Source organism: Pseudomonas sp. GL_090 (assembly GCF_057837765.1).
Genome location: NZ_CM174452.1, coordinates 1,815,909 through 1,840,656 on the forward strand (window position 1 = coordinate 1,815,909; position 24,748 = coordinate 1,840,656).

The 24,748-nt window shown below is 56.5% G+C and carries 22 protein-coding genes and 5 pseudogenes; 13 read left to right on the forward strand and 14 right to left on the reverse strand.

Translation table 11 applies throughout. The annotated features are described in order from the left end of the window. Nucleotide 1: 1 nt before the first annotated feature. The 7 genes and pseudogenes from AC3ITA_RS08035 to phnN all read left to right on the forward strand — a co-directional run bounded on the left by AC3ITA_RS08035 (nucleotide 2) and on the right by phnN (nucleotide 5,425). Entirely contained in the window at nucleotides 2–1,990 is a 1,989-nt protein-coding gene (locus AC3ITA_RS08035) for a heme lyase CcmF/NrfE family subunit (RefSeq protein WP_489279945.1), read from the forward strand. Beyond that, nucleotides 1,987–2,523, forward strand: coding sequence for a DsbE family thiol:disulfide interchange protein (locus AC3ITA_RS08040; protein ID WP_095944045.1), 537 nt, complete (start codon nucleotides 1,987–1,989; stop codon nucleotides 2,521–2,523). Before AC3ITA_RS08035 ends, AC3ITA_RS08040 begins: the two co-directional genes overlap by 4 nt. Continuing rightward, entirely contained in the window at nucleotides 2,520–2,993 is a 474-nt protein-coding gene (locus AC3ITA_RS08045; protein ID WP_489279947.1) for a cytochrome c-type biogenesis protein, read from the forward strand. Before AC3ITA_RS08040 ends, AC3ITA_RS08045 begins: the two co-directional genes overlap by 4 nt. After that, nucleotides 2,986–4,185, forward strand: coding sequence for a c-type cytochrome biogenesis protein CcmI (ccmI, locus tag AC3ITA_RS08050; RefSeq protein WP_489279949.1), 1,200 nt, complete (start codon nucleotides 2,986–2,988; stop codon nucleotides 4,183–4,185). Before AC3ITA_RS08045 ends, ccmI begins: the two co-directional genes overlap by 8 nt. Nucleotides 4,186–4,200: 15 nt before the next feature. Further along, nucleotides 4,201–4,608 (forward strand): hypothetical protein, encoded by a 408-nt coding sequence (locus AC3ITA_RS08055; RefSeq protein ID WP_150673901.1) that lies wholly within the window; start codon nucleotides 4,201–4,203, stop codon nucleotides 4,606–4,608. Nucleotides 4,609–4,667: 59 nt separating this feature from the next. Further along, nucleotides 4,668–4,838 (forward strand): annotated as a pseudogene (locus AC3ITA_RS08060) (hypothetical protein); the annotation flags it as partial. A 20-nt stretch (nucleotides 4,839–4,858) separates the two neighbouring features. Beyond that, nucleotides 4,859–5,425: a phosphonate metabolism protein/1,5-bisphosphokinase (PRPP-forming) PhnN gene (gene phnN / locus AC3ITA_RS08065; RefSeq protein WP_095944040.1), complete on the forward strand. Its 567-nt coding sequence runs from the start codon at nucleotides 4,859–4,861 to the stop codon at nucleotides 5,423–5,425. A 204-nt stretch (nucleotides 5,426–5,629) separates the two neighbouring features. Here the strand turns inward: phnN and AC3ITA_RS08070 are convergent. Both AC3ITA_RS08070 and AC3ITA_RS08075 read right to left on the reverse strand, forming a co-directional pair. Then, nucleotides 5,630–5,788, reverse strand: a pseudogene (locus AC3ITA_RS08070) (SDR family oxidoreductase); the annotation flags it as partial. 7 nt (nucleotides 5,789–5,795) lie between these two features. Then, the gene (locus tag AC3ITA_RS08075) at nucleotides 5,796–7,010 is read right to left on the reverse strand and encodes an MFS transporter (RefSeq protein WP_489279952.1); all 1,215 of its coding nucleotides are present in this window, start codon (nucleotides 7,008–7,010) and stop codon (nucleotides 5,796–5,798) included. Between the two features lie 235 nt (nucleotides 7,011–7,245). Here AC3ITA_RS08075 and AC3ITA_RS08080 point away from each other — a divergent pair, with 235 nt between their 5' ends. Together AC3ITA_RS08080 and AC3ITA_RS08085 are read left to right on the forward strand one after the other, a co-directional pair. Beyond that, the gene (locus AC3ITA_RS08080) at nucleotides 7,246–7,875 is read left to right on the forward strand and encodes a hypothetical protein (RefSeq protein ID WP_489279954.1); all 630 of its coding nucleotides are present in this window, start codon (nucleotides 7,246–7,248) and stop codon (nucleotides 7,873–7,875) included. A gap of 106 nt (nucleotides 7,876–7,981) precedes the next feature. Further along, nucleotides 7,982–8,425, forward strand: coding sequence for a hypothetical protein (locus AC3ITA_RS08085; protein ID WP_489279956.1), 444 nt, complete (start codon nucleotides 7,982–7,984; stop codon nucleotides 8,423–8,425). Between the two features lie 144 nt (nucleotides 8,426–8,569). Here the strand turns inward: AC3ITA_RS08085 and AC3ITA_RS08090 are convergent. Further along, nucleotides 8,570–8,674, reverse strand: a pseudogene (locus AC3ITA_RS08090) (sulfate ABC transporter substrate-binding protein); the annotation flags it as partial. An 85-nt stretch (nucleotides 8,675–8,759) separates the two neighbouring features. Between AC3ITA_RS08090 and tnpB the strand changes: the two are divergent. The 3 genes from tnpB to AC3ITA_RS08105 all read left to right on the forward strand — a co-directional run bounded on the left by tnpB (nucleotide 8,760) and on the right by AC3ITA_RS08105 (nucleotide 10,979). Next, entirely contained in the window at nucleotides 8,760–9,119 is a 360-nt protein-coding gene (gene tnpB / locus AC3ITA_RS08095; protein ID WP_052966798.1) for an IS66 family insertion sequence element accessory protein TnpB, read from the forward strand. Between the two features lie 18 nt (nucleotides 9,120–9,137). Then, a complete protein-coding gene (tnpC, locus tag AC3ITA_RS08100) occupies nucleotides 9,138–10,649 on the forward strand; it encodes an IS66 family transposase (RefSeq protein ID WP_489278309.1) in 1,512 nt (503 codons plus the stop codon). Nucleotides 10,650–10,718: 69 nt separating this feature from the next. After that, complete coding sequence (locus AC3ITA_RS08105; RefSeq protein ID WP_258696284.1) at nucleotides 10,719–10,979, forward strand: DUF6429 family protein; 261 nt, start codon at nucleotides 10,719–10,721, stop codon at nucleotides 10,977–10,979. 47 nt (nucleotides 10,980–11,026) lie between these two features. Here AC3ITA_RS08105 and AC3ITA_RS08110 read toward each other — a convergent pair. The 4 genes and pseudogenes from AC3ITA_RS08110 to AC3ITA_RS08125 form a co-directional block, all read right to left on the reverse strand. Then, nucleotides 11,027–11,368 (reverse strand): annotated as a pseudogene (locus AC3ITA_RS08110) (substrate-binding domain-containing protein); the annotation flags it as partial. A gap of 66 nt (nucleotides 11,369–11,434) precedes the next feature. Continuing rightward, complete coding sequence (locus tag AC3ITA_RS08115) at nucleotides 11,435–13,279, reverse strand: UvrD-helicase domain-containing protein (protein ID WP_489279957.1); 1,845 nt, start codon at nucleotides 13,277–13,279, stop codon at nucleotides 11,435–11,437. Between the two features lie 17 nt (nucleotides 13,280–13,296). Continuing rightward, nucleotides 13,297–15,420 (reverse strand): ATP-dependent nuclease, encoded by a 2,124-nt coding sequence (locus tag AC3ITA_RS08120; RefSeq protein ID WP_489280761.1) that lies wholly within the window; start codon nucleotides 15,418–15,420, stop codon nucleotides 13,297–13,299. A gap of 45 nt (nucleotides 15,421–15,465) precedes the next feature. Further along, nucleotides 15,466–15,825 (reverse strand): annotated as a pseudogene (locus AC3ITA_RS08125) (hypothetical protein); the annotation flags it as partial. A gap of 722 nt (nucleotides 15,826–16,547) precedes the next feature. Here AC3ITA_RS08125 and AC3ITA_RS08130 point away from each other — a divergent pair. Next, nucleotides 16,548–16,922: a DUF6124 family protein gene (locus tag AC3ITA_RS08130; RefSeq protein ID WP_489279959.1), complete on the forward strand. Its 375-nt coding sequence runs from the start codon at nucleotides 16,548–16,550 to the stop codon at nucleotides 16,920–16,922. A 91-nt stretch (nucleotides 16,923–17,013) separates the two neighbouring features. On the opposite strand, the gene AC3ITA_RS08135 is transcribed toward AC3ITA_RS08130, so the two are convergent. The 7 genes from AC3ITA_RS08135 to hyi all read right to left on the reverse strand — a co-directional run bounded on the left by AC3ITA_RS08135 (nucleotide 17,014) and on the right by hyi (nucleotide 24,685). Next, a complete protein-coding gene (locus AC3ITA_RS08135) occupies nucleotides 17,014–18,012 on the reverse strand; it encodes a sulfate ABC transporter substrate-binding protein (RefSeq protein ID WP_095944037.1) in 999 nt (332 codons plus the stop codon). 91 nt (nucleotides 18,013–18,103) lie between these two features. Continuing rightward, entirely contained in the window at nucleotides 18,104–18,928 is an 825-nt protein-coding gene (locus AC3ITA_RS08140; RefSeq protein ID WP_489279961.1) for an ion transporter, read from the reverse strand. 21 nt (nucleotides 18,929–18,949) lie between these two features. Beyond that, a complete protein-coding gene (locus AC3ITA_RS08145) occupies nucleotides 18,950–19,864 on the reverse strand; it encodes an urea transporter (RefSeq protein ID WP_414929314.1) in 915 nt (304 codons plus the stop codon). Between the two features lie 161 nt (nucleotides 19,865–20,025). After that, the gene (pyk, locus tag AC3ITA_RS08150; protein ID WP_046037667.1) at nucleotides 20,026–21,441 is read right to left on the reverse strand and encodes a pyruvate kinase; all 1,416 of its coding nucleotides are present in this window, start codon (nucleotides 21,439–21,441) and stop codon (nucleotides 20,026–20,028) included. Further along, nucleotides 21,431–22,711 (reverse strand): glycerate kinase type-2 family protein, encoded by a 1,281-nt coding sequence (locus tag AC3ITA_RS08155; protein ID WP_095944033.1) that lies wholly within the window; start codon nucleotides 22,709–22,711, stop codon nucleotides 21,431–21,433. Before AC3ITA_RS08155 ends, pyk begins: the two co-directional genes overlap by 11 nt. A 160-nt stretch (nucleotides 22,712–22,871) precedes the next feature. Then, a complete protein-coding gene (locus AC3ITA_RS08160; protein WP_095944032.1) occupies nucleotides 22,872–23,765 on the reverse strand; it encodes a 2-hydroxy-3-oxopropionate reductase in 894 nt (297 codons plus the stop codon). A gap of 137 nt (nucleotides 23,766–23,902) precedes the next feature. Beyond that, the gene (gene hyi, locus AC3ITA_RS08165) at nucleotides 23,903–24,685 is read right to left on the reverse strand and encodes a hydroxypyruvate isomerase (protein ID WP_095944031.1); all 783 of its coding nucleotides are present in this window, start codon (nucleotides 24,683–24,685) and stop codon (nucleotides 23,903–23,905) included. Between the last annotated feature and the right edge of the window lie 63 nt (nucleotides 24,686–24,748).

Here is a 24,748-nt window from a genome sequence, read left to right on the forward strand (position 1 = left end):
GATGACATCTGGAATATTTATCCCGGAGCTGGGCCACCTGGCCATGATCCTGGCGCTGTGTTTCGCGCTGGTTCAGGCCGTGGTGCCATTGGTCGGTGCCTGGCGCGGTGACCGCTTCTGGATGAGCCTGGCCCAGCCGGCCGCGTGGGGGCAGTTCGCGTTCTTGCTGTTTGCCTTCGGTTGCTTGACCTACGCCTTCATGGTCGATGACTTCTCCGTGGCTTATGTGGCCAACAACTCCAACAGCGCCTTGCCGTGGTACTACAAGTTCAGCGCCGTGTGGGGTGCCCACGAAGGTTCCCTGCTGTTGTGGGCCTTGATTCTCGGCGGCTGGACCTTCGCGGTATCGGTGTTTTCCCGGCAGTTGCCGCAGGTCATGCTGGCCCGCGTGCTGGCGGTGATGGGCATGATCAGCACCGGATTCATGCTGTTCCTGATCATGACCTCCAACCCGTTCAAACGCATCCTGCCGCAAACGCCCACCGACGGTGCCGACCTCAATCCACTGTTGCAAGACATCGGCCTGATCGTTCACCCGCCGATGCTGTACATGGGCTACGTCGGTTTCTCGGTGGCTTTCGCCTTCGCTATCGCCGCGCTGATGGGCGGTCGCCTGGATGCCGCGTGGGCGCGCTGGTCGCGTCCGTGGACCATCGTGGCCTGGGCGTTCCTCGGCATCGGTATCACTCTCGGTTCGTGGTGGGCTTACTACGAACTCGGCTGGGGCGGCTGGTGGTTCTGGGACCCGGTGGAAAACGCCTCGTTCATGCCATGGCTGGTGGGCACCGCACTGATTCACTCGTTGGCGGTCACGGAAAAACGTGGCGTGTTCAAGAGCTGGACCGTGTTGCTGGCCATCGCCGCCTTCTCCTTGAGTCTGCTGGGCACTTTCCTCGTGCGTTCCGGCGTGCTGACCTCGGTGCACGCCTTTGCGTCCGATCCGGAGCGCGGGGTGTTCATCCTGATTTTCCTGCTGTTCGTGGTCGGTGGTTCGCTGACCCTGTTCGCCCTGCGCGCGCCGGTGGTCAAGAGCCAGGTGGGCTTCAACCTCTGGTCCCGGGAAACGCTGTTGCTGGGCAACAACCTGGTGCTGGTGGTGGCGGCTTCGATGATCCTGCTCGGCACCCTGTATCCGCTGATTCTCGACGCCATGACCGGCGCCAAGCTGTCCGTCGGCCCGCCGTACTTCAATGCGCTGTTCATTCCGTTGATGGCGTTGCTGATGGTAGTGATGGCGGTCGGCGTGATCGTGCGCTGGAAAGACACCCCGGTGAAATGGCTGGTGAGCATGCTGACCCCGGTCCTGCTCGGCAGCGCCGCGCTGGCAGTCGTGGCCGGCGTCGCCTATGGCGATTTCAACTGGGCCGTGCTCGCGACCTTCATGCTCGCCGCCTGGGTATTGCTGGCCGGCGTGCGTGACATCTTCGACAAGACCCGGCACAAGGGCCTGATCAAAGGCCTGCCAACCCTGACCCGCAGCTACTGGGGCATGCAGGTCGCGCACCTGGGCATTGCCGTGTGTGCGCTGGGTGTCGTGCTGTCGAGCCAGAACAGTGCCGAGCGCGACCTGCGCCTGGCGCCGGGCGAATCCATGGACCTGGGCGGCTATCAGTTCGTCTTCGAAGGCGCCAAACACTTCGAAGGCCCGAACTTCACTTCCGACAAAGGCACCGTGCGGGTGATCCGCAACGGCAAGGAAATCAGCGTGCTGCACCCGGAAAAACGCCTGTACACCGTGCAGAACTCGGTGATGACCGAAGCGGGCATCGATGCCGGTTTCACCCGCGACCTCTATGTCGCCCTCGGTGAACCGCTGGGCAACGGCGCCTGGGCTGTGCGCGTGCATGTCAAACCGTTCGTGCGCTGGATCTGGTTCGGCGGTCTGTTGACAGGCGCAGGCGGGCTGCTGGCGGCGCTGGATCGGCGTTATCGGGTCAAGGTCAAAAGCCGCGTGCGCGAAGCGCTGGGCATGTCGGGAGCCACTGCATGAAGCGTTGGTTGATGTTGTTGCCACTGGCGATTTTTCTGGTGGTCGCTGTATTCCTTTACCGTGGGTTGTACCTGGATCCGGCCGAGCTGCCTTCGGCCATGATCAACAAACCGTTCCCGGAGTTTTCCCTGCCGTCGGTGCAGGGCGACAAGACCCTGACCCGCGCTGACATTCTGGGCAAACCGGCGTTGGTCAACGTCTGGGGCACCTGGTGCATTTCCTGCCGGGTCGAGCACCCGGTGTTGAACAAACTGGCCCAGCAGGGCGTGGTGATCTATGGCATCAACTACAAGGACGTCAACGCCGATGCCTTGAAGTGGCTGAAGGACTTCCACAACCCCTATGCACTGGACATTCGTGACGACGACGGCTCGCTGGGCCTGAACCTCGGCGTGTACGGCGCACCGGAAACCTTCTTCATCGACGCCAAGGGCATCATCCGCGACAAGTTCGTCGGCGTGATCGACGAGCAGGTCTGGCGCGAAAAACTGGCGGGCAAGTACCAGGCGCTGGTTGACGAGGCCAAGCCATGAAGCGCTGGATCGCTGCCGTTGCCTTGGGCTTGAGCCTGGCGGGCGTGGTCCACGCGGCCATCGACACCTACGAGTTCGCCAAGGAAGAAGATCGCGAGCGTTTCCGCGAGCTGACCAAGGAGCTGCGTTGCCCCAAGTGTCAGAACCAGGACATCGCCGACTCCAACGCACCGATTGCCGCCGACCTGCGCAAAGAGATTTTCCGCATGCTCGGCGAAGGCAAGGACAACCAGCAGATCATCGACTTCATGGTCGACCGTTATGGTGATTTCGTCCGCTACAAGCCTGCGCTGAACGCCAAGACCGCCTTGCTCTGGTTCGGCCCCGCCGGCCTGCTGCTGGGCGGTGTCGTGATCATCGCGGTGATCGTCCGCCGTCGTCGCGTGCAACGCGCCGGCACCCCGGGCTCGCTGTCTGCCGAGGAGCGCTCGCGCCTCGACCACCTGTTGGATAAAACCAAGAATGATTGATTTCTGGCTCGCTGCAGGTCTGCTGCTTCTGGTTGCCCTGAGTTTTCTGTTGATCCCGGTGCTGCGCAGCCGTCGCGCCCAGCGTGAAGAGGATCGTACCGCCCTGAACGTCGCGCTTTATCAGGAGCGCGTGGCTGAGTTGCAGACTCAGCAGGAAGAGGGTGTGCTCGATGCGGCGCAAATGGACGCCGGTCGCGCCGAAGCCGCCCGTGAGTTGCTGGCGGACACCGAAGGCGCTGAAGCGCCACGGGTATCGCGTCTGGGCAAACCCTTGCCGTTGCTGGCGGCCATACTGGTGCCGGTGCTGGGCCTGGGCCTTTATCTGCATTTCGGTGCCAGCGACAAGGTCGAACTGACCCGTGAATTCTCCCAAGCCCCCCAGTCGATGGAAGAGATGACCCAGCGCCTGGAGCGCGCGGTCGCTGCTCAGCCGGATTCCGCTGAAGGCATGTACTTCCTCGGTCGCACCTACATGGCTCAGGATCGCCCGGCGGACGCGGCGAAGATGTTCGAACGCACGGTGAACCTGGCCGGTCGTCAGCCCGAGTTGCTCGGTCAATGGGCCCAGGCCCAGTACTTTGCCGATGGCAAGAAGTGGTCGGACAAGGTCCAGGCCCTGACCGACGAAGCGCTCAAGGCCGATCCGAAAGAAGTCACCAGCCTTGGCCTGCTGGGCATTGCCGCGTTTGATAGTGAGCGTTATCAGGACGCCATCGATTACTGGGATCGCCTGTTGGCGCAATTGCCGCCGCAAGACCCGTCCCGCGAGGCGCTGCAAGGCGGGATTACCCGGGCCACGGAGAAACTGGTGGCCAGTGGCGGCAAGGTTGCGCAAGCACCGACGGCCAAGGCGGCGTTGCTCAAGGTCAGTGTCGATCTGGCCTCGGACCTTAAATCCAAGGTCCAGCCTGGCGACAGCGTGTTCATTTTCGCCCGTGCGATCTCCGGTCCTCCGGCCCCGCTGGCGGTCAAGCGCATGACCGTGGCCGACCTGCCGGTGACCGTCGAACTGGGCGATGCCGACGCAATGATGCCGCAATTGAAACTGTCGAACTTCCCTGAAGTCCAACTGGTTGCGCGCATTTCCCGTGCTGGCAAACCGACTGCCGGCGAATGGATCGGTCGCAGCCAGCCCCTGGCCAGCAGCACCACCGCGCCGCAAACATTGACCATCGATAGTCCGGACAAATAACAGGAAAACGCAATCATGACCGCATTCGCTCGTATCACCCTGCTCAGCGTCGTCATGGGGTTAAGCGCTTGTGCGGTCCAGCCACCAACGGAACATCAGGCACCAGCACCGTTCCCGCCGTCGCAGCCGAGCCCCACGCCATCGACGTCACCTGTACCGAGCAAGCCGACCATTCCGGCCAAACCCTCAAAGCCGTTGCCACGCACCTCTGCCAGCTTCGCGCCGCCACCAGGGGGCAATAGCCATTGGGATCCGAAGCTTGGGGTGTATGTGCTGGATGACCAGCCCAATACCTTTTATCGCCAGCGTACCTATTACCGCTGGGATAACGGCTGGAGCCGGTCGATCAGTCCGAACGGGCCGTGGGAAGATACTGACATCCACGGTGTACCGGGTGGCCTGGGGCGGCAATTCGGGCAGTAGCGCAAAAAAGGCGACCTTCGGGGGCGCCTTTTTTGTGGGCGTTGAAGTTGTGCTTTCACGGCAGGAGTATGTTGATGGGCGCACCGAACATCGTGCACGGCCGGTCGCACTCGGGTAACGTGGCCGCCGCAGAGCTGGCCGCCGGGCTGGACGATCGTGGCGAGATTGCGACGGGCCTGCGGGCCGAACTGCTGCGGGCACGGACGGTTTACCGGTGGTCCAAGTGGTGACAAGCGAAGAGGGTGTTTTGATGGCGGGCAGGTTGATCTATCTCATCGGGCCTTCAGGTTCGGGCAAGGACAGCCTGCTGGATGCCGCGCGAACGCGGTTGGCCGAACACGGCTGCCGTATCGTGCGCCGGATCATTACCCGCTCGGCCGAAGCCGTGGGCGAGGCGGCGCTGGGCGTCAGTGCCCGGCAATTCGCCGACATGGAAGCCCGGGACGCGTTTGCCCTGAGCTGGCACGCCAATGGGTTGTCCTATGGCATCCCACGGGAAATCGACGATTGGCTGGCCGCTGGCCAGAACGTACTGGTCAATGGCTCGCGGGGGCATTTGCAGAATACGCAGCTGCGCTATCCGGATGTGTTGGTGCTGTTGCTGAGCGTGGACCAGGCGGTGCTGCGTCAACGACTGCTCAAGCGCGGGCGTGAATCGGTTAGCGAGATCGATCAGCGCCTGGCACGCAATGCCCGATTCAACGAGCAGCTGCTGGCGGAAGATTCTGCCGTGCACCTGCTCGACAACTCCGGGCCACTGGAGCTTACGGTCGAACGCTTGCTGGCCTGCATTGACGAGCAAGCTCCCCGCGCCTGACGTTGCCGGGCACCGGTGATGCCCGGCAAGTGCCAGCCTGCGATCTGTTGATTTTGATTCAACGGTTTTTACCCCGCCCACCCCTTCAAGTCTAAACATACAAGCGAGCTTGCTCGCGATGACGGCAGTACCTTCACCATTGATGTGGCTGACAGTCCGCTATCGCGAGCAAGCTCGCTCCCTCAGTGGATGGGTGTTGGTAAGTTAGAAAGCAGCCTTGCCCACAGAAGCACCACCATCGACAAACAGCATCTGCCCGGTGATGAACCCGCTCTGTTCCGACAGCAGAAACGTAATTGCGGAGGCGATTTCCTGTGGTTGTCCCAGGCGGCCCATCGGCACGTTGGCCAGATACCGCGCTTTTAGCGATTTACGCCGTCGCCAACGAACCCTTCTGCGAAACACTCAAGAACCGCAACAATGCCAGCAGCGGAAACGCGCTGCCGACGATCACGATCCACAACCAGCCGCCGTGTTCGTACACCGCGCTGGCCACCGAAGAGCCGAAGGCGCCGCCGATGAAGATGCTGGTCATGTACAGCGCATTCAGGCGGCTGCGGCTTTTGCCGTCGAGGGCGTAGACCGCACGCTGGCCCAGGACCATGTTCATCTGCACGCAGAAGTCGAGCACCACGCCGGTCACCGCCAGGCCGATGACGCTGTAGGCCGGATGGATAAACGCCGGCATAAAACTCAGGCTGGCGAACAGCAGGGCCAGCAACGAGGCGATGCGGGTGTGACCGGCATCGGCCAGGCGCCCGGCGATCGGGGCGGCAATGGCGCCGATGGCGCCGATGGCGCCGACCAGCGCGAAAATCGCGATCTCGCTTTGCGACAAGCCATGGTTGCGCGCCAGCTCCAGTGGTACGGCGGTCCAGAACAGGCTGAAGGTGGCAAACATGCAGCCCTGGTAAAACGCCCGCTGGCGCAGCACCGGTTGGTTGCGCAACAGCGTCCACAGCGAGCCCAGCAATTGGCCATAGGACGCACTGTGATCAGGTTCATGCTTGGGAATGGTCACGGCCAGCACGATGCTGATGGCCGCCATCAACACCGCGGCAATCATGAACATCGCCCGCCAGCCGAAGTGGTCGGCTACCACGCTGGACACCGGCCGGGCCAGCAGAATGCCGAGCAGCAAACCGCCCATGATCCCGCCCACCACACGGCCACGGGTTTCTTCCGGCGCCAGGTGCGCGGCCAACGGAATCAGGATCTGCACCGAAACCGAACTGAACCCCACCAACAGCGAAATCAGCAAAAACACGTTCGGCTGATCGGTGAACGCCGCGCCCAGCAGACTGACAATCGCCACCAGCGTGGTGATGATCATCAACCGACGGTTCTCCAGCAGATCCCCCAGCGGCACCAGGAAAAACAGCCCCAGCGCATAGCCGATCTGGGTCAGGGAGACGATCAGGCTGGCCATGGTGTTGGTCAGGCCGATGTCCGGGGCGATCAGGCCGATGATCGGTTGCGCGTAGTAAATGTTGGCGACAATCGCGCCGCAGCAGAAGGCGAACAGCAGCACCATCCCTGGGGTCATTGTCGCAGTGCCGTGGGGCACCTGGGTCGCTGGGTTCATAACGGGTCTCGCTGTACGGAAAGGAATGCGCGCAGGCTAATGGGCTGACTGAAACGGCGGAAGTGGGATTGGAGTGATAGCAGTCATTCCATTGCGGAATGACTGACGAACGCGTGTGTCGTCCGTCGCAGAGCCTTGCGTCAGAACTATGCAGGTGAATGATACATTCACTTACATCTTGTTCGATAGCGTGCTTATGTTCTCTCTTCCTGTCTCACCACCGGAGGGCCATCCCATGAAGGTGAAGTTTCGTCAGCTGATTCGCTGGGTTTGCGTCGTCACCTTGATCAGCGTATTCAACGTTGGCCTGGCTCAGGCCGAAAATGCGCCGGGCACGCGCATCGGGGTGCGCGGCGAGATAACCGGTGTCAGCCAGGACGCTCTGAAGGTCCATGCCAACAGTGGCGAAAACGTCATGATCAACCTGACCAAGGACACCAAGGTCCGCGCCGTGACCCTGGCCAACATCGAAGACATCAAGCCCGGCAGCTACATCGGCTCCGCGGCCATTCCTCAGGAGGATGGCAGCCTCAAGGCCTTGGAGGTTCATGTGTTCCCGCCGGAACTGGCCGGCAGTGGCGATGGTCATCGGCCGTTTGACCTGGTCAAGGGCAGCAGCATGACCAACGGCAGCGTCGGCGACCTGGTGGTGAGCAATGGCCGGGTGCTGACCGTCAACTACAAGGGCGGCCAACAAAAGATTCTGGTGCCCGAAGACGTACCCATCGTCAATCTGATGCCGGCCGATCGCAGCCTGTTGAAAGTGGGCGTGAAGATCGTAACCTTTGTGACCCAGGGCGCTGACGGCACGCTCACCGCTCAATCCATCTCGGCGGGCAAGGATGGCGTGACGCCGCCGATGTAGTCTTTGCTGGCCTGACCGACCATCCGAAGAAATGCCCACATTTGCCTGACAACTAGAATCAACAGGGGGATCACTTCAACGCGTCCTTTCAAGCGGGAGTGTCACGATGAAAATCGTATCTTCGCTGGCGTTGGTGGTAGCGGTCGGGTCGATCTCCGGGTGCTCGACGGTGCCTGATCGTCAGGTCACCAACGTTCCCCTGAACGCTACTTCCATCAATGCCGGGAAAATCGCCCGGCCCATCATGATGTCCGACGGTAATGCAACGGTGTTCTGGTTCGCGGTCAGTGGCGAAAGCATGGGCAGTGCTTTGCCGGGTCGTTTGCAGGCTTATATCTATCCGGGAAGCTGTGCGAGCCTGGGTGCGAAACCGGCCTATGACATGAACGACGGACCCAATGCGCGGTTTTATTCAGCGGCGTCGCACCAGTATTTCTGGAAAAGCGCACCGGTCGCCTACGAGACTCTTCGAGCGGGCGGCTATTCGTTGGTTGTGCGTGAAAGCCCGGCCGACGGGAACCAGAATATTTTCTGCGGCAACCTGAGCTGAAATGGCAGGTGAAAAAACTGTGGGAGCGAGCTTGTTCGCGATGACATTTGTACAGTCAACATCGTCGTTGTCTGCCATGACGCCATCGTCAGATCGCCGCCCGGAGCAAGCTCGCTCCCACAGAAGTTGCAGTGTTTCAGTCGATCACTGACCGCTGTAGATCTGATCGAAAACCCCGCCATCATTGAAGTGGGTCTTCTGCACGGTGCGCCAGTCACCGAAGGTCTTCTCGACGGACAGGAAGTCCACTGTAAACGCTCCATGAACCCCACATTCAAAGCGCTTAGCTGATCCCGGATGCTGTGCTCCCGATTCCCTCAGGAGCCAGCCCGCCATGATGCGACCCGATGCCAAAGTCGAAAAAGTCTATCTCTACCCCAAGCCCGTCGACTTTCGAAAATCCATTGATGGCCTGGCCGCACTTGTCGAGCTGGATATCAAAGTCGCGGTATTCGACCCTGTGCTTTTCGTCTTCCTCAACAAACCACGCAACCGCGTGAAGATTTTGTATTGGGAACGCAACGGCTTCTGCCTTTGGCTCAAGCGCCTCGAATCCGAACGATTTAAAACATCGCCCGATGCCAACGATGAAGCGATCATCCTGACCGTCCAGGAACTGAACTGGCTACTGGATGGTTTTGATCTCTGGCGCAACCGTCCTCATCAGGTTTTGACGCCTCGATACGTGGCCTGATTCGGTATAATCCAGGGCATGATTTCCATGCCCGAAAACCTCCCCGATGATCCTGAATTGCTCAAGCAGATGCTTGCGAAGATGCAGTCCAGAGTCGGTTTCCTCGAAGAAGAAAATGCGCTGTTGCGTCAGCGCCTGTTCGGACGCAAGTCCGAGCAAACGGTTGATCCGGCAACGCCGCAGTTGGCCCTGTTCAATGAGGCGGAAAGCGTCGTCGAGCCCATTGATGAAGCGGCAGAAGAAGAGGCTGTTGCGCCGACCCAGCGGCGTGGCAAACGCAAACCGCTGCCGGCCGATCTCCCCCGCATCGAAGTCATCCACGAACTGCCCGAACATGAACTGACCTGTGCCTGCGGCTGCCGCAAACACGCCATCGGCGAGGAAGTTAGCGAGCAGCTTGAAATCGTGCCGATGCAAATTCGCGTGATCAAGCACGTCCGTAAGGTCTACGGTTGCCGCGCCTGTGAAACGGCTCCGGTCACTGCGGACAAGCCCGCTCAGTTGATTGAAAAAAGTATGGCCAGCCCAAGCGTGCTGGCGATGCTGCTGACCACCAAATACGTGGACGGTTTGCCGCTTCACCGTTTTGAAAAAGTGCTGGGCCGCCATGGCATCGATATCCCGCGCCAGACCTTGGCCCGCTGGGTTATCCAGTGCGGCGAACACTTGCAACCACTGCTGAATTTAATGCGCGACCAGTTATTGGAAAGCCGCGTCATCCACTGCGATGAAACCCGCGTGCAGGTGTTGAAAGAGCAGGATCGGGAGCCCAGCAGCCAGTCCTGGATGTGGGTGCAAACCGGCGGCCCACCCGACAAACCAGTGATCCTTTTCGACTACTCCACCAGCCGGGCTCAGGAGGTGCCGACGCGCCTGCTTGATGGCTATCGCGGCTACGTGATGACCGATGATTACGCCGGTTACAACGCGCTGGGCGCGCAGGAAGGAGTGGAGCGTTTAGGCTGCTGGGCGCATGCACGGCGCAAATTCGTCGAAGCGCAAAAAGTGCAGCCCAAAGGCAAGACGGGACGTGCCGACATCGCGCTGAACCTGATCAACAAGCTTTATGGCATCGAACGCGACCTACAGGCCGGCAACGACGGCGAACGAAAAACCGGTCGTCACGCGCACAGCCTGCCGGTGCTGGCTCAGTTGAAAAGCTGGATGGAAAAGACCCAACCCCAGGTCACCGCTCAAAACGCCCTGGGCAAAGCCATCAGCTACCTGGCGAGCAACTGGAACAAACTTGAACGGTACGTCGAGGAAGGTTACTTGCCGATCGACAACAACGCTGCCGAACGCGCCATCAGGCCCTTCGTGATCGGAAGAAAGAACTGGCTGTTTAGCGACACCCCCAAAGGTGCGACGGCCAGCGCTCAACTTTATAGCTTGGTCGAGACTGCCAAAGCCAACGGCCAAGAGCCCTATGCGTGGCTGCGCCACGCACTTGAGCGCCTGCCGACGGCTTCTTCGGTTGAGGATTACGAAGCTTTACTGCCCTGGAACTGCTCGTCGGTATCGCGTAGTTAAACGCGCTATCCATCTTGCTGGCTGGTAGGGTTTACGGTGAGCTTAAAGAATACGAGCGGAGCAACGATCATGGAATACGACGATAAACTGATTGAAGAAGCCGTGCTTGCCCTGTTGGCAACCTTCAGTTTTGATAACGGCAATGCTTGGAAAGGGTTCGACTTCGAGACCATGAGCCGATTACATGAACAGGGTTTCATCAGTAATCCGGTGAACAAGAACAAATCGATTTGGTTGACGGCTGAAGGGTTGGAGCGAGGTCGGCAGACAGCCGACCGGTTGTTTGGGGTAGGAACCCAAGGGGAGCATGCATCCGAGTCGGATACCTGACTTCATACCACGGCCATCCGGTAGGTGGGGTTTATGGATCGCATACAGTCCACTTTCGGGAAGCGGTCGGTGTACTTGGCCAACACAGCCGGGTCACGTGGACGCAGGTAGTTGGCAGCAGCGATTTCCTGACCTTCCGGTGACCACAGGTACTTCAGGTATTCCTCGGCGGCGGCGCGGGTACCTTTCTTGTCGACGGTCTTGTCGACCACCGATACCGGTGGCTCGGCTTCGGCGGAAACGCTTGGGTAGATGACTTCGAACTGATGTTGAGGGATTGCAGTCTGCTGAAACTGAGCATGACATTCGTGACGTAGATTGCTGACGGTAAGCTTACCCCTCAGTCGATTTCGGCGGACTAGGGTAGAGCGACACCACCGATGAAACAGTGCGCAAGATGCCGCTAGAACTCAATCGACCTAGCGGTATTATCTTTTGTATTACATTGATAAGGATTACATTTTTTCCTGTGGAGTTATTTGTGTTGGTTTAAAAAATAGTGACTCAATCAGTTCTTCTCGTGCCTTTTTTGGATTAGATGTAAATAGAATGACTTTAAGGTCTTTTATCGCTCGCGAGAAACAGACGTAAGATAAGTTCAAGCTCTTCGAATACTGGCCGTCTGTTGGTGCTGTTCCTGCAGTTTTTGGGGTTAAAAGGCGTGAAAAATTATACTGGTTCCAACTTGCTTCGGTGTCGTCAAATACGACAAGCACTTTTTCAAACTCATCTCCTTTGACTCCATGTTGCGTGCTGTATGGGGTCATGTTTGAAATAAATTCGTTAAATTTTGATAGTTCGTCAGTTTTTAAGCTAAAAAACTCGTCGCAAAGCCAATCACCCTTTTCTCGGGAGTGTATTAGCTCATCAAATTCTTCCTCGCGAGGAGGGCGGGATAGTTGAAGTACTAATCTTTCGCTTGGTGTTATGATTCCTCGTTCGATTGCCAGTGTGAGTATTTTTCGAGTATCTGATGAATGCCAAGAGTTGTAAATTAACTCGACGGCGCTGTGCATTTCGTCATATACCATTTTCAATGGTTTATTTTTGTTTTTTCCTGATGGTGCCAGTATGGCACTGTCTCTTCTTAGTAAGCTGGTTATAAGGTGCCAGTTGTTGTTTTCTCGTGCGCATATAAGTGGGATTATTGTATTTATAAAGGGTTTCAGTAGGTAATGTTCACCCTCTTTAAATTCATCTTCCGAGGCCTTAGATGAATAGGGGCCTGTAAAGAGCTTATTCAGTTTTGTGAAGCCGAGTCTATGAGCAATCATTTGCCTAGTTAGGAAGAGGAATTTTACCTCGCTGTCATCACTCCAACCAAAACTTTTTAACGCGTCGTTGAAGTCAAGTAGTACTTTGTCAAGTTGTTCCGCGGTGTAAACCTTTCTAACTCCCTGGCCGGGTTCGGATTGAATTAAGCGCAGCTCTACACTCCCAGCAAAATTATCTTCTCCAGGTGTTTGCTCAATATCAGTTCTCATTCGGTTCAAAAGTGTTATGACTTCTTGAGAACAACGGTAATTTTTCTTTTTTTGAATTTCTCTTGCGCCTAGGGGGGCACGAAACTGACCAGCTCTTTTTTCATATATTTGCTGCATAGGGTCGCCAAAGTATCCAATTATCGGCAGTCCTTCTTTTGCAGTAACTGTGTTTAATGCGTCCATTACATTAGGGAAAGTATCTTGTGCTTCGTCTATAAGTATATAGGGGTAAAGATGGCCCAGTATTTTTTGAAGAGGGTTATTTAGTTCGATCATGTATGATGCCAAATCGATGATGTCATCGTGATCAAGTTTTCCATTCAAATAGTCTCTTCGTCCCGCGTTGTCGTATTTGAAATTATCGACGTTGTCAATGTTTTGTAGTGCGTCACGCAAACGAGTTAGCAGTAATCTTGCTTTTTGTGCTAGCTTGCTGTTTCCGTGATCATCTTTCTCTTTGTGCTTGATTCTTTCCGGAATTAGATAGGTTTTTAATGCCGAGCGAATGTCTTTTTGGTAGTTGGAAATAAGACTCCACATAAAGCCGTGTATTGTGGTGATGTAAAATAATTCATCAAGATTTGTTCGGCGTTTTATAACCTTTACGGCAGCATTCGTATAAGTAATGCACACCACTCTCTGGCCATTTGCTCTAAGTCTTTGCTGATGCGTATCTCTGATGTGTTGAAGTGCATTAATTAAGGAGCTTGTTTTGCCCGAACCAGCACCCGCTGTCACGATGAAATTTTCATTGTTATCAATGCTGCTAATTATCTCTTGATCTGGATCGATGCTGGCGGAGGTAAATGATTCCAATTTGTGTTACTCCGGGATTAATTGGTGTTAGCAGCGTCTTTAGAGATTTGGAGCGTCTCACAAAGCCATATTAGTCCTTCCTCTATATAGAGTGGAGCCTTCCATAAGGTTGATGTTTCAATTTGTAATAGTGCAAATTCAACTTTTTTGAAGTCGTTATTTATTGCCGAGTATATTGTTTCATGGTCGGTAACATAATCTTTCAGGGACTCCACTAGGATAAGTGCATCTAATTCTTTGTTTTTGACTTTCTCTATGTTGGTGTAGATGAAAGATTCTTCAAAGGTGCGAGGGATCATGGTTTTTCCAATCCCGTAAGACGGGACTGAAACTTCCTGTTGGAAGGAGACAAAGATTTTCGAGTTTTTTACCAGTTTGTCTTTTCCAGATAGTGTCATTAAGTGGCTGATTTTTCTTCTTTGGTCGTACTCGATTTTTTCTGTTCCTTTAAGATTTTTCTTTCCTCCAAGGAGTAGCGATTTTATTGAAGCATTACTAGTCACCGAGTCTACTGTGCTGGCAATACAAGCAGAGTTGTTTTTTGAAGGGTCTACGGAGTCAAGGTCAGTGATAATTAGGCAGGTTAAATCTAAAAAATTTATTAGAGATAAAAACTTATGCGCAAATGCCCCGCCAAGCTCAAGTGTTGTTAAGTAAGCAGATTCTAGTTCTGGGAAATTGTTTTTTATGATTTGCGGCATCAATATTCGTTCGACTGTTCCTTCAATTATAATTACTGCGTCTGCAAAAAATAAATCGCAATGAGTTAGCTCTAGATATTTTTTTAGGAATGTTAAGTTTTCTTTGTCTGACATCTCTGAAGCGAATCTAGCGAGATTCAGTACTTCTGTTGATATTAGTTTTTTTGAGTTGGAGGTTGCTGAATCTTCTGCCGTGCGGCGTCTAAAGTACCTGATTGTTTCAAAGTCTGCTTCTGCAATTATGTGCGACGAATGAGTGGTGATGACAAGTTGGGGTGTGTGGTTTGAATGGCCAAGGTCCTTAGTCGTTTTTTCAATGACTTTTCGAATTTTTCTTATGAATGTTTGCTGAACTTGGGCGTGTAGATGTGCTTCAGGCTCTTCGATGAAAATTATTTGACATAAAGGTCGATCATTTTCGGTGTTAAACCATTGTATCTGAAAGTGTGCGACTTGAATTGCCATGAATATTAGATTTTTGAATCCTAAACCATTGTACGCTTCTGGAAGAAGATGATCGGTTTCTAGGTCGAAGTATGTAAGTGCAGTGTTCCCACTTAAAGCCTTTTCTGGGTTTAGGTTTGATACGACTTTTAACTCTCTATCGTTTACTGATGGAAAGCCCAGATTGCTTATTGTTGATATCAGGGATTTGAATTCTTTTGCATAGTGATTCGATAGGCTTTCATTGCTTTGTTCAATTATTTGTAATGACTCGGCGTCACTTTTGTGCTTCTCAAGGTTGTGTTGATAGAAGTCATAAAAAACTTGAGAGAGTCTGTTGCTTTTGATTGTTGCGTTATCATCGATATTTCTTTGAGCGTCAACAAAGTCGACCCTGATTAGTGTGGAAAGATTCTTTTTGCCTTCTGATGAATCAAGAGGATGATATTCAATTTCTCCGTTATCTAGCTGCTCTAACATAAAATACTTTACTGAAAAATGTTTTCTCAAATTTTCATCTTGAGATAAATAGTGAGATAGGGTTTTTCTTTTGTGCTTTGAGCTGCTAGGTGGGTTGTCGGTAATTTCTGGATAGGTGTTTTCGTAGGCACTTATTAAATTGCTTGGATCAGAGGCCGAGTAGCTTAGTCGTATGCCGACTTCAGTGTGCTCTAAATTAATTGTAGGTAGAAAGCTTGCAATTCTACCGTATTCGGTTTCTGGGTTTATTGAGAACCACAGGTCTAACTCAATATTTGGTAGGTCTTTGGCTTCAGATTTTGTTTGGGCGAATTTATCAAATATTTGAATGGAGCTGGCTGGAAAGTCGTGTATCTTGAATTCATTGCGTTGAGAAATAAAAAGTCGAAAAGCAGCAGTGGCGGAAGTTTTACCAGCATTGTTTGCGCCAACGTAAATTGTTTCTTTTTCTTGCAGTTTTATTTCTATATTTTTTAGCCGGCGGAAATTTCTCAGGCAGTATCTATTTAAATGCATGGAGTTACCTTCCGATGTTTTTGGATTTTCGTCTGGATCAGTCAGGTACTTTTCACGATCCGAAGTAAATGTGACGATCATTCCTGTTTTACTGCAAGTGAGAGTGTATTCTGTATCTGGGTCTAAATTTAGATCTTCGTTTCTTAAGCCCTGCCATTGAGCTAAATATTTTAATGAGCCAAATTTTTTAACATTTTTTAAAGTGCGATCAACGCCACCTTTCCAACCAAGTACGGGTAGTTCATCTTTGCAGCATGAGTTAGATAGTCCTGGTTGTTTTTTTGCTTTTTCACGGCCAACTTCCCAGCATTTAATTAAGCCGGTGTCTTCGCTGTTCCATAACTCAAAAGTAGATAGGCCCGTGCGGATGTTTTCTGTAATGCTTCTGTGTATTTTCACAAGCATTTACCTCGTCCTGAGTGAGTATCCAAGTCTTTGACTTTTCTTTGTTGTTTTTGGTGGCTAAATGATGTTACTGATTGAGCGCATTGGTGTCCACAGGGAACGTGCGGTTCCTACAATTGTTAGTCAGGGTTCGATTTTTAGGCGTTATGCGCTATAAGGTTTTATTAATCAATGGGTTATGTTTTTTTAGGTGTGTTATTGATTGAATGTCATCTATTTTCCTGAGCCTTTTCAGCAAGAGCATAAAACTGATCGAAAACGACAAATCATTAAAACGTCTTTTGCGATGCTAATTTCTTGCCAATAGATATTCTGAAATGATGGGAGTAGTTGTTTTGGAGTCGGTCATCGAATTGGGAGCGTCCACCTGACGGTCTGACAAACAACGCATCATTGGCGGCGTAGGTAGCAGGCTACATCACCTTGCGTCATTGCCTACGACTGCGCCAGAATCCGCCGGCTTGTGCGTCCTGGACCAAGTCGGTAGCTTGACTCCTGTCACTGTTCATCAGTGATCGGGTCTGCAAGCCCGCTGGAATACCAGTCGCACAGCATTGCCGTGACGGACACTTGTCTGTGTCCGCCTTAATGGCGGCTTTGCGCGGGAGACCTTCGGGTCTGCCGGGTTCCTGGTTTCCCGGTCTTGCAGACCCGCGCATAGCTGCCACCCATCATCTGCAAGTGATTGTGGCAGCTCCTCAGGGATAATCAGGAGCTTCACAATGTTCAAGCCAACACCCAACCCCCCAGGTTCAGAAATAGAATCTATCCCTTCCGATGCTTCAATCGATTCCCCCAAAAAAACACATGACGCTACCGATAGCGACCTTGAGGATTACCTCAAATTTTCCGCTTTCAAAAATGGCACTACCCCTCGTAAACCAAGCACGATGTTTATGATCGTCCCCGATGTTGATACCGAAACACTGCTCGCCCATGCCTGCGAGTCTCTGGCTTCGGCGAATGTCATGGCGTGTGATTTAGCAGGTTTCTTGGAGGGGCCTCATCGCAATACACTACTGGCGATAGCACAAATAATCATGCTGGGTGAGCTGGCGGTGAATCGTGCGCTAGATAATATTGATCCGCAGGATTAAGTTGCAATACCACTGATCGTGCCCGCGCTCGTGGAACGATAAATAAAAAAGGCGACCTGCACAGATCGCCTTTTTCGTTAATGCCCAGCCATTACTGACCGCTGTAGATCTGGTCGAAAACCCCGCCATCATTGAAGTGGGTCTTCTGCACGGTGCGCCAGTCGCCGAAGGTTTTCTCCACCGACAGGAAGTCCACTTTCGGGAAGCGGTCGGTGTACTTGGCCAGCACAGCCGGGTCACGCGGACGCAGGTAGTTCGCCGCGGCAATTTCCTGGCCTTGCGGCGACCACAGGTACTTCAGGTATTCCTCGGCCGCCGCGCGGGTGCCTTTCTTGTCGACGGTCTTGTCGACCACCGACACCGGTGGCTCGGCTTCGGCGGAAACGCTTGGGTAGATGACTTCGAACTGATCACGTCCGAACTCGCGGGCAATCATTTCCGCTTCGTTCTCGAAGGTCACCAGCACGTCGCCGATCTGGTTGGTCATGAAGGTGGTGGTGGCGGCACGGCCGCCGGTGTCGAGTACCGGCGCTTGCTTGAACAGTTTGCCGACGAAGTCTTTGGCCTTGTTCTCGTCGCCGCCGTTTTTCAACACGTAGCCCCAGGCCGAGAGGTAGGTGTAGCGACCGTTACCGGAGGTTTTCGGGTTCGGGACGATGACCTGAACGCCGTCCTTGAGCAGGTCCGGCCAGTCTTTCAGGGCTTTCGGGTTGCCCTTGCGCACGATGAACACGGTGGCGGAGGTGAACGGCGCGCTGTTGTTGGGCAGGCGCGTGACCCAGTTGTCCGGAACCAGTTTGCCGTTGTCCGCCAGGGCGTTGATGTCGGTGGCCATGTTCATGGTGATGACATCGGCCGGCAGGCCGTCGATGACCGAACGTGCCTGTTTGCTGGAGCCGCCAAAGGACATCTGCAGGACGATGTTTTCGTTATGTTCGGCTTGCCAGTGTTTCTGGAACGCAGTGTTGTAGTCCTTGTAGAAATCTCGCATCACGTCGTAGGAAACGTTGAGCAGGGTCGGTGCGGCCTGGGCGATGTTGCCCAGGGCGAGGCCAGCGGCGAGAAGCGAGGCGCCAAAGAGTTTTTTCACTGCGAATTCCTTGTTCTATTAAAAGTGGGGCAATTTGCCAGCGACTATAACTGGGCTCGTTTAGTCCCTTAAAGATTAAAAAGCTCTTTGCTTATTCCAGTTTTTTGAACAATGCATTGCCACAACGGGAGCAGAACGACGCCTCCGGTTCATGGCTGTCCTTGGCACACACCGGGCAGTCGCGATGCAACTGGCCGCCACGCATGGCTGTGGCCAGTTCGGCGGTGAAAATCCCGGTGGGCACGGCGATGATCGAGTAACCGGTGATCATCACCATCGACGAGATGACCTGGCCCAGTGCGGTCTTGGGCACGATGTCGCCGTAACCGACGGTGGTGAGAGTGACGATAGCCCAGTAAATGCCCTTGGGAATGCTGGTGAAGCCATGTTGCGGGCCTTCGACCACATACATCAGGGTGCCGAACACCGTCACCAGGGTGCAGACGCTGAGCAGGAACACGAGGATTTTCTGCTTGCTGCCGCGCAAGGCATCGAGCAGGTAATGGGCTTGCTTGAGGTACGGGCCGAGCTTGAGCACGCGGAAGATCCGCAGCATCCGGATTACCCGGATGATCAGCAGGTACTGGGCATCGCTGTAGTACAGCGCGAGGATGCCGGGCACGATGGCCAGCAGGTCCACCAGCCCATAGAAACTGAAGGCATAGCGCAGGGGCTTGGGCGAGCAGTACAGGCGCAGGATGTACTCGCCGAGGAAGATCACCGTGAAGCCCCACTCGATGTACGCCAGCAGGCTGGCGTAGTTCTGGTGGACGTCATCGATGCTGTCCAGGATCACCACCACCAGGCTGGCGAGGATGATCAGCAGCAGGGAGGAGTCGAAGCGTCGCCCGGCAACGGTATCGGTCTGGAAAATAATCACGTACAGGCGATTACGCCACGTGTCGTTGCTGTTCATGTACATCGCCTTGGCCGCAAATCAGCGCAGCCTAGGTTGATTCTCCCCGGGAGCGCAAGGCGCGCTTTCGACGGTGGCCTTGCCGAGCATTTGAATAACGCAGCGGATCAGCCAGCCGGCAAGAATGAACGGCGCGGTCAGCGTGGGCAGACCGATGGCGGCAAACACGGGAGTCAGCAACAGCGCCAGGCCGATGCCAACCAGTGGCAGCCACGGGTGGCGACGCTGCGAGCTGAAGGCGAGGGCGGCCAGCACGGCGTTATAGCCACCGAGGCCGAGCAGTGCGGTATAGAAGTCGTGGTGCAACAGGCTCCAGCCCATGCCCGCGACAGACGCCAGTAACGCCCAGCAGAAGGCGCGGCGATCAGCGATCAGCAAACCGGCGGCAATCATCGCACCGGCCAGCGGATGACCGAGGAACATCACCTGACCAATGCCTTTGAGGGGGGCGACGAGCGTGTTCAGGGTGCTGACTTCGATCAAGTGCGGCTCAGTCGAGGGCGTGGCGAAGCACAGCAGCAGCCAGCCCAGTCCGACGAAGGGCGCGGTGTAGGCCGGCAGGCATTGGCTGAACCGGACGCGCTTGAGCCACTGCTGGGTGACCATCGCGCTCAGGCCTCCGGCGGCCAGAATCAGTGGCGGCATCATCGCCGACCAGGGGAAATACAGGCTCAGTAACAGTCCGAGCAGCACGCCGTTGTAGCTGAACAACCCGGCCTGACGATCAGCCTTGGCATAGTTGCGGCGTTGCGCGGTGAGCAGCCCGGCGACACCACCGAGCAAGGCGCCGCCGAGCAGGGCGGGCGCGGTGAACAGGATGGCCAGGACGCACAGCAGGCCGCACAACGGATTGCGCTGGAGAAAGATCTGGCTGAAGCCATTGAGCAAGGCTTCGGCCCAATCGGGGCAGTGGGTGTTGAAATGGTTGGCAGGCATGGCAGTTCTGAAAGGTCAGTGAAACCGAGTTGGTCGAGCGCGACCCCGGCTGATCGCCAGCAGGCTGGCTCCCACACTGAATCTCTGTTCAGTCTTGATTCCGTGATCGACACAAAACCAATGTGGGAGCGAGCCTGCTCGCGATGAGGCCGGTACAGGCGCTAGATCAATGTCTCGATACGCAAAGAGTTAGTCGACCCCGGCTGCCCAAAGGGCACACCGGCGGTGATCAACAGCGTGTCGCCGCGCTGAGCCATGCCTTGTGCCTGGGCGATCTCTAGCGCCGTGGAGCAGACTTCATCGACCTGACGCAGGCGGTCGTTGACCACCGAGTGCACCCCCCACGCCACGCTCAGGCGACGGGCGGTTTGCAGGTTCGGTGTCAGGTTGAGGATCGGCACCGTCGGCCGCTCCCGCGCCGCGCGCAGGCTCGATGCGCCAGATTCGCTGTAGTTCACCAGCACCGCCACCGGCAGCACGTTGCTGATGCGGCGAATGGCGCAGCTGATCGCGTCGGAAACAGTCGCCTCGGCTTTCGGTCGGCTGACGTCCAGTTGAGTCTGATAGTCCGGACCGTTTTCCACCTGGCGGATGATCTTGCTCATCATCTGCACGGCTTCGAGCGGGTATTCGCCGGAGGCGGTTTCCGCCGACAGCATCACCGCGTCCGCACCTTCGGCCACGGCATTGGCCACATCGGTGACCTCGGCGCGGGTTGGCGCCGGTGAGAAGCGCATCGACTCCAGCATCTGCGTCGCCACCACCACCGGTTTGCCGAGCTGGCGGCAGGTGCTGATGATGTTCTTCTGGATCTGCGGCACGCTTTCGGCCGGCACTTCCACGCCCAGGTCACCACGGGCGACCATGATCGCGTCGCTCAATTCGGCGATCTCGCGCAGTTGTTCGACGGCCGAGGGCTTCTCGATCTTGGCCATCAGGAACGCCTTGTCGCCGATCAGGGTGCGGGCTTCGCGGATGTCATCGGGGCGTTGCACGAACGACAGCGCCACCCAGTCCACACCCAGCTCCAGACCGAAGGTCAGGTCGCGGCGATCCTTGGCGGTCAGCGGGCTCAGGTCGAGCACCGCTTGCGGCACGTTCACGCCCTTGCGGTCCGACAGTTCGCCGCCATTGAGCACGGTGGTGTCGATGGCATCGGCGTACTTGGTCACGACCCGCAGGCGCAGCTTGCCATCGTCCAGCAGCAGGTCCATGCCTGGCTCCAGGGCGGCGATGATTTCCGGGTGGGGCAGGTTGACCCGGCGCTCATCGCCCGGCGTGGCATCGAGGTCCAGGCGCAGGGCCTGACCGCGCACCAGTTGCACCTTGCCTTCGGCGAACTTGCCGACCCGCAGTTTCGGGCCTTGCAGGTCCATCAGAATGCCCAATGGATAATTCAACTGGCGCTCGACTTCACGGATCCACTGAAAACGCTGGGCGTGGTCGGCGTGATCGCCATGGCTGAAGTTCAAGCGGAAGATGTTGACCCCGGCCAGCACCAGCTCACGGATGGCGTCGATGCCGTCGGTGGCCGGGCCGAGCGTGGCGAGGATTTTGACCTTTTTATCAGGCGTCATGTTTAGTGCTCTCAAGGATCAGAATGGCGCGGAAGTCGTTGACGTTGGTACGGGTCGGCTCGGTGACGATCAGGGCGTCGAGCGCCTCGAAGTAGCCGTAACCGTTGTTGTTGTCCAACTCGTCGCCGGCGCTCAGGCCCAGGGCGGCGGCGCGGGCGTAGCTGTCCGGGGTCATGATCGCGCCGGCGTTGTCCTCGGAGCCGTCGATGCCGTCTGTGTCGCCGGCCAGCGCGTAGACGCCCGGCAGGCCCTTGAGGTTGTCGGTCAGGCTCAGCAGGAACTCGGCATTGCGCCCGCCACGGCCATTGCCGCGCACGGTGACGGTGGTTTCGCCGCCGGAGAGAATCACGCAGGGCGCCGCCAGCGGCTGACCGTGCAGGACGATCTGCCGTGCGATGCCGGCGTGGACTTTCGCCACCTCGCGGGATTCGCCTTCCAGGTCACCAAGGATCAGCGGACTGAACCCGGCCTGACGGCATTTCACCGCCGCTGCTTCAAGGGATTGCTGCGGGCGGGCGATCAACTGGAAATGACTGCGTGCCAGGCTCGGGTCGCCGGGTTTGACGGTTTCCGACTCGGGGCTTTGCAGCCAGGTGCGCACCGAAGCCGGAACCTCGATGGCGTAGCGTTTGAGGATCGCCAGCGCTTCGGCCGAGGTGCTCGGGTCGGCCACGGTAGGGCCGGAGGCGATGACCGTGGCGAGGTCGCCCGGCACATCGGAAATCGCATAGGTGTAGACCGTGGCAGGCCAGCAGGCTTTGCCCAGGCGGCCACCCTTGATCGCCGAGAGGTGCTTGCGCACGCAGTTCATCTCGCCGATGGTCGCGCCGGACTTGAGCAGGGCTTTGTTGATCGACTGCTTGTCGGCCAGGGTGATGCCGACCGCCGGCAGTGCCAGCAGGGCAGAACCACCACCGGAGAGCAGGAAGATCACGCGGTCGTTTTCGTTCAGGTCGCTGACCAGTTCCAGCACACGCTTGGCCACGGCCAGACCCGCAGCGTCCGGTACCGGGTGCGCGGCTTCGACCACTTCGATTTTTTCGCAAGGTGCGCCGTGACCGTAGCGGGTCACTACCAGGCCTGTGACTTCACCCTGCCAGCAGCGCTCGACCACCTGGGCCATGGCGGCTGCGGCTTTGCCGGCGCCAATCACGATCACGCGACCGCTGCGGTCGGCAGGCAGATGGGCTTCGAGGACTTGTTGCGGATGCGCCGCGTCGATGGCTGTGGCAAACAGCTCGCGCAGCAATTGTTGCGGATCGACCGACATGGCGGGCTCCCGGAATTCTTGTTATTCGAAAGGGCAACTCTGATCCCTGTAGGAGTGAGCCTGCTCGCGATCCAGGCACTGCGGTGTATCAGGTACACCGCGGTGATTTCATCGCGAGCAGGCTCACTCCTACAGGTTTGAAGCGGTGTGGGGCAGGGGCTTACTTCTTGTCGCGAATCGAGAAGTTCGCCATGTGTTCCAGGCCCTTGATCAGCGCCGAGTGATCCCAGTTGCTGCCACCGATGGCCGCGCAGGTGCTGAACACTTGCTGGGTGTTGGCGGTGTTCGGCAGGTTGATGTTCAGCTCCCTGGCGCCTTGCAGGGCCAGGTTCAGGTCCTTCTGGTGCAGGCTGATGCGGAAGCCTGGATCGAAGGTGCCTTTGATCATGCGCTCGCCGTGCACTTCGAGGATCTTCGAGGACGCGAAACCGCCCATCAGTGCTTCACGCACCTTGGCTGGATCGGCACCGTTCTTCGAAGCGAACAGCAGGGCTTCGGCCACGGCCTGGATGTTCAGGGCCACGATGATCTGGTTGGCCACCTTGGCGGTTTGACCGTCGCCGTTGCCACCGACCAGGGTGATGTTCTTGCCCATGGCCTGGAACAGCGGCAGGGCACGTTCGAAGGCGTCGGCATCACCGCCGACCATGATGCTCAGGGTCGCAGCCTTGGCGCCGACTTCACCGCCGGATACCGGGGCGTCGAGGTATTGCGCGCCTTTTTCGTTGATCCTGGCCGCGAAAGCCTTGGTGGCGGTCGGCGAGATCGAGCTCATGTCGATGACGACTTTGCCTTTGCTCACGCCTGCAGCGATGCCGTCGGCACGGAACAGCACGTCATCGACCTGCGGGGTATCGGGCACCATGACGATGATGAACTCGGCTTCCTGGGCGACTTCTTTCGGGTTCGCCAAGGCAACGGCGCCAGCGGCGATCAGGTCGGCGGGCGCAGGGTCGTGGTGGGCCGACAGGAACAGGCTGTGACCGGCTTTCTGCAGGTTCGCCGCCATTGGGTGGCCCATGATGCCGGTGCCGATAAATCCGATTTTAGCCATGAGAAAATCCTCTTGTTTTGTGCTTTCTGTAGGAGCGAGCCTGCTCGCGAAAAAACTCAACGAAAACGCGTGCTGCCTGAGTAAACGCGGCGCCTGATCGTTCTTCGCGAGCAGGCTCGCTCCTACAGGGATATGTATTAGATCGCGTTATGGGTTTTCAACCAGCCCAGGCCCGCTTCAGTGGTGGTCAGCGGCTTGTATTCGCAACCGACCCAGCCTTGGTAACCGATGCGGTCCAGGTGTTCGAACAGGAAGCGGTAGTTGATTTCACCGGTACCAGGTTCGTTGCGCCCCGGGTTGTCCGCGAGTTGCACATGGTTGATCTCGCCCAGGTGCGATTGCAGGGTGCGGGCCAGATCGCCTTCCATGATTTGCATGTGGTAGATGTCGTATTGCAGGAACAGGTTGGCGCTGCCGACCTGCTCGCGAATCGACAGGGCTTGCGCCGTGTTATTCAGGTAGAAGCCTGGGATGTCACGGGTGTTGATCGCCTCCATCACCAGCTTGATACCCGCCGCTTGCAGCTTGTCGGCCGCGTACTTGAGGTTGGCGACGAAGGTTTTCTCCACGGTGGCATCGTCAAACCCCTGCGGACGAATACCGGCCAGGCAGTTGACCTGGGTGTTGCCCAGCACTTGCGCGTAAGCGATGGCCAGGTCGACACCGGCACGGAACTCTTCGACCCGGTCCGGCAGACACGCGATACCGCGCTCGCCCTTGGCCCAGTCACCGGCCGGCAGGTTGAACAGCACTTGGGTCAGACCGTGGGCGTCGAGCTTGGCCTTGATTTCGGCGGAGCTGAAGTCGTACGGGAACAGGTATTCGACACCACTGAAGCCGGCCTTGGCGGCCGCTTCGAAACGGGCAAGAAAGTCCTGTTCGGTGAACAGCATGGACAGGTTGGCTGCGAAACGCGGCATGGTGGTCTCCTGTAAATGTGTGAGTGCCCCCCTGTAGGAGTGGGCCTGCTCGCGATAGCGTAA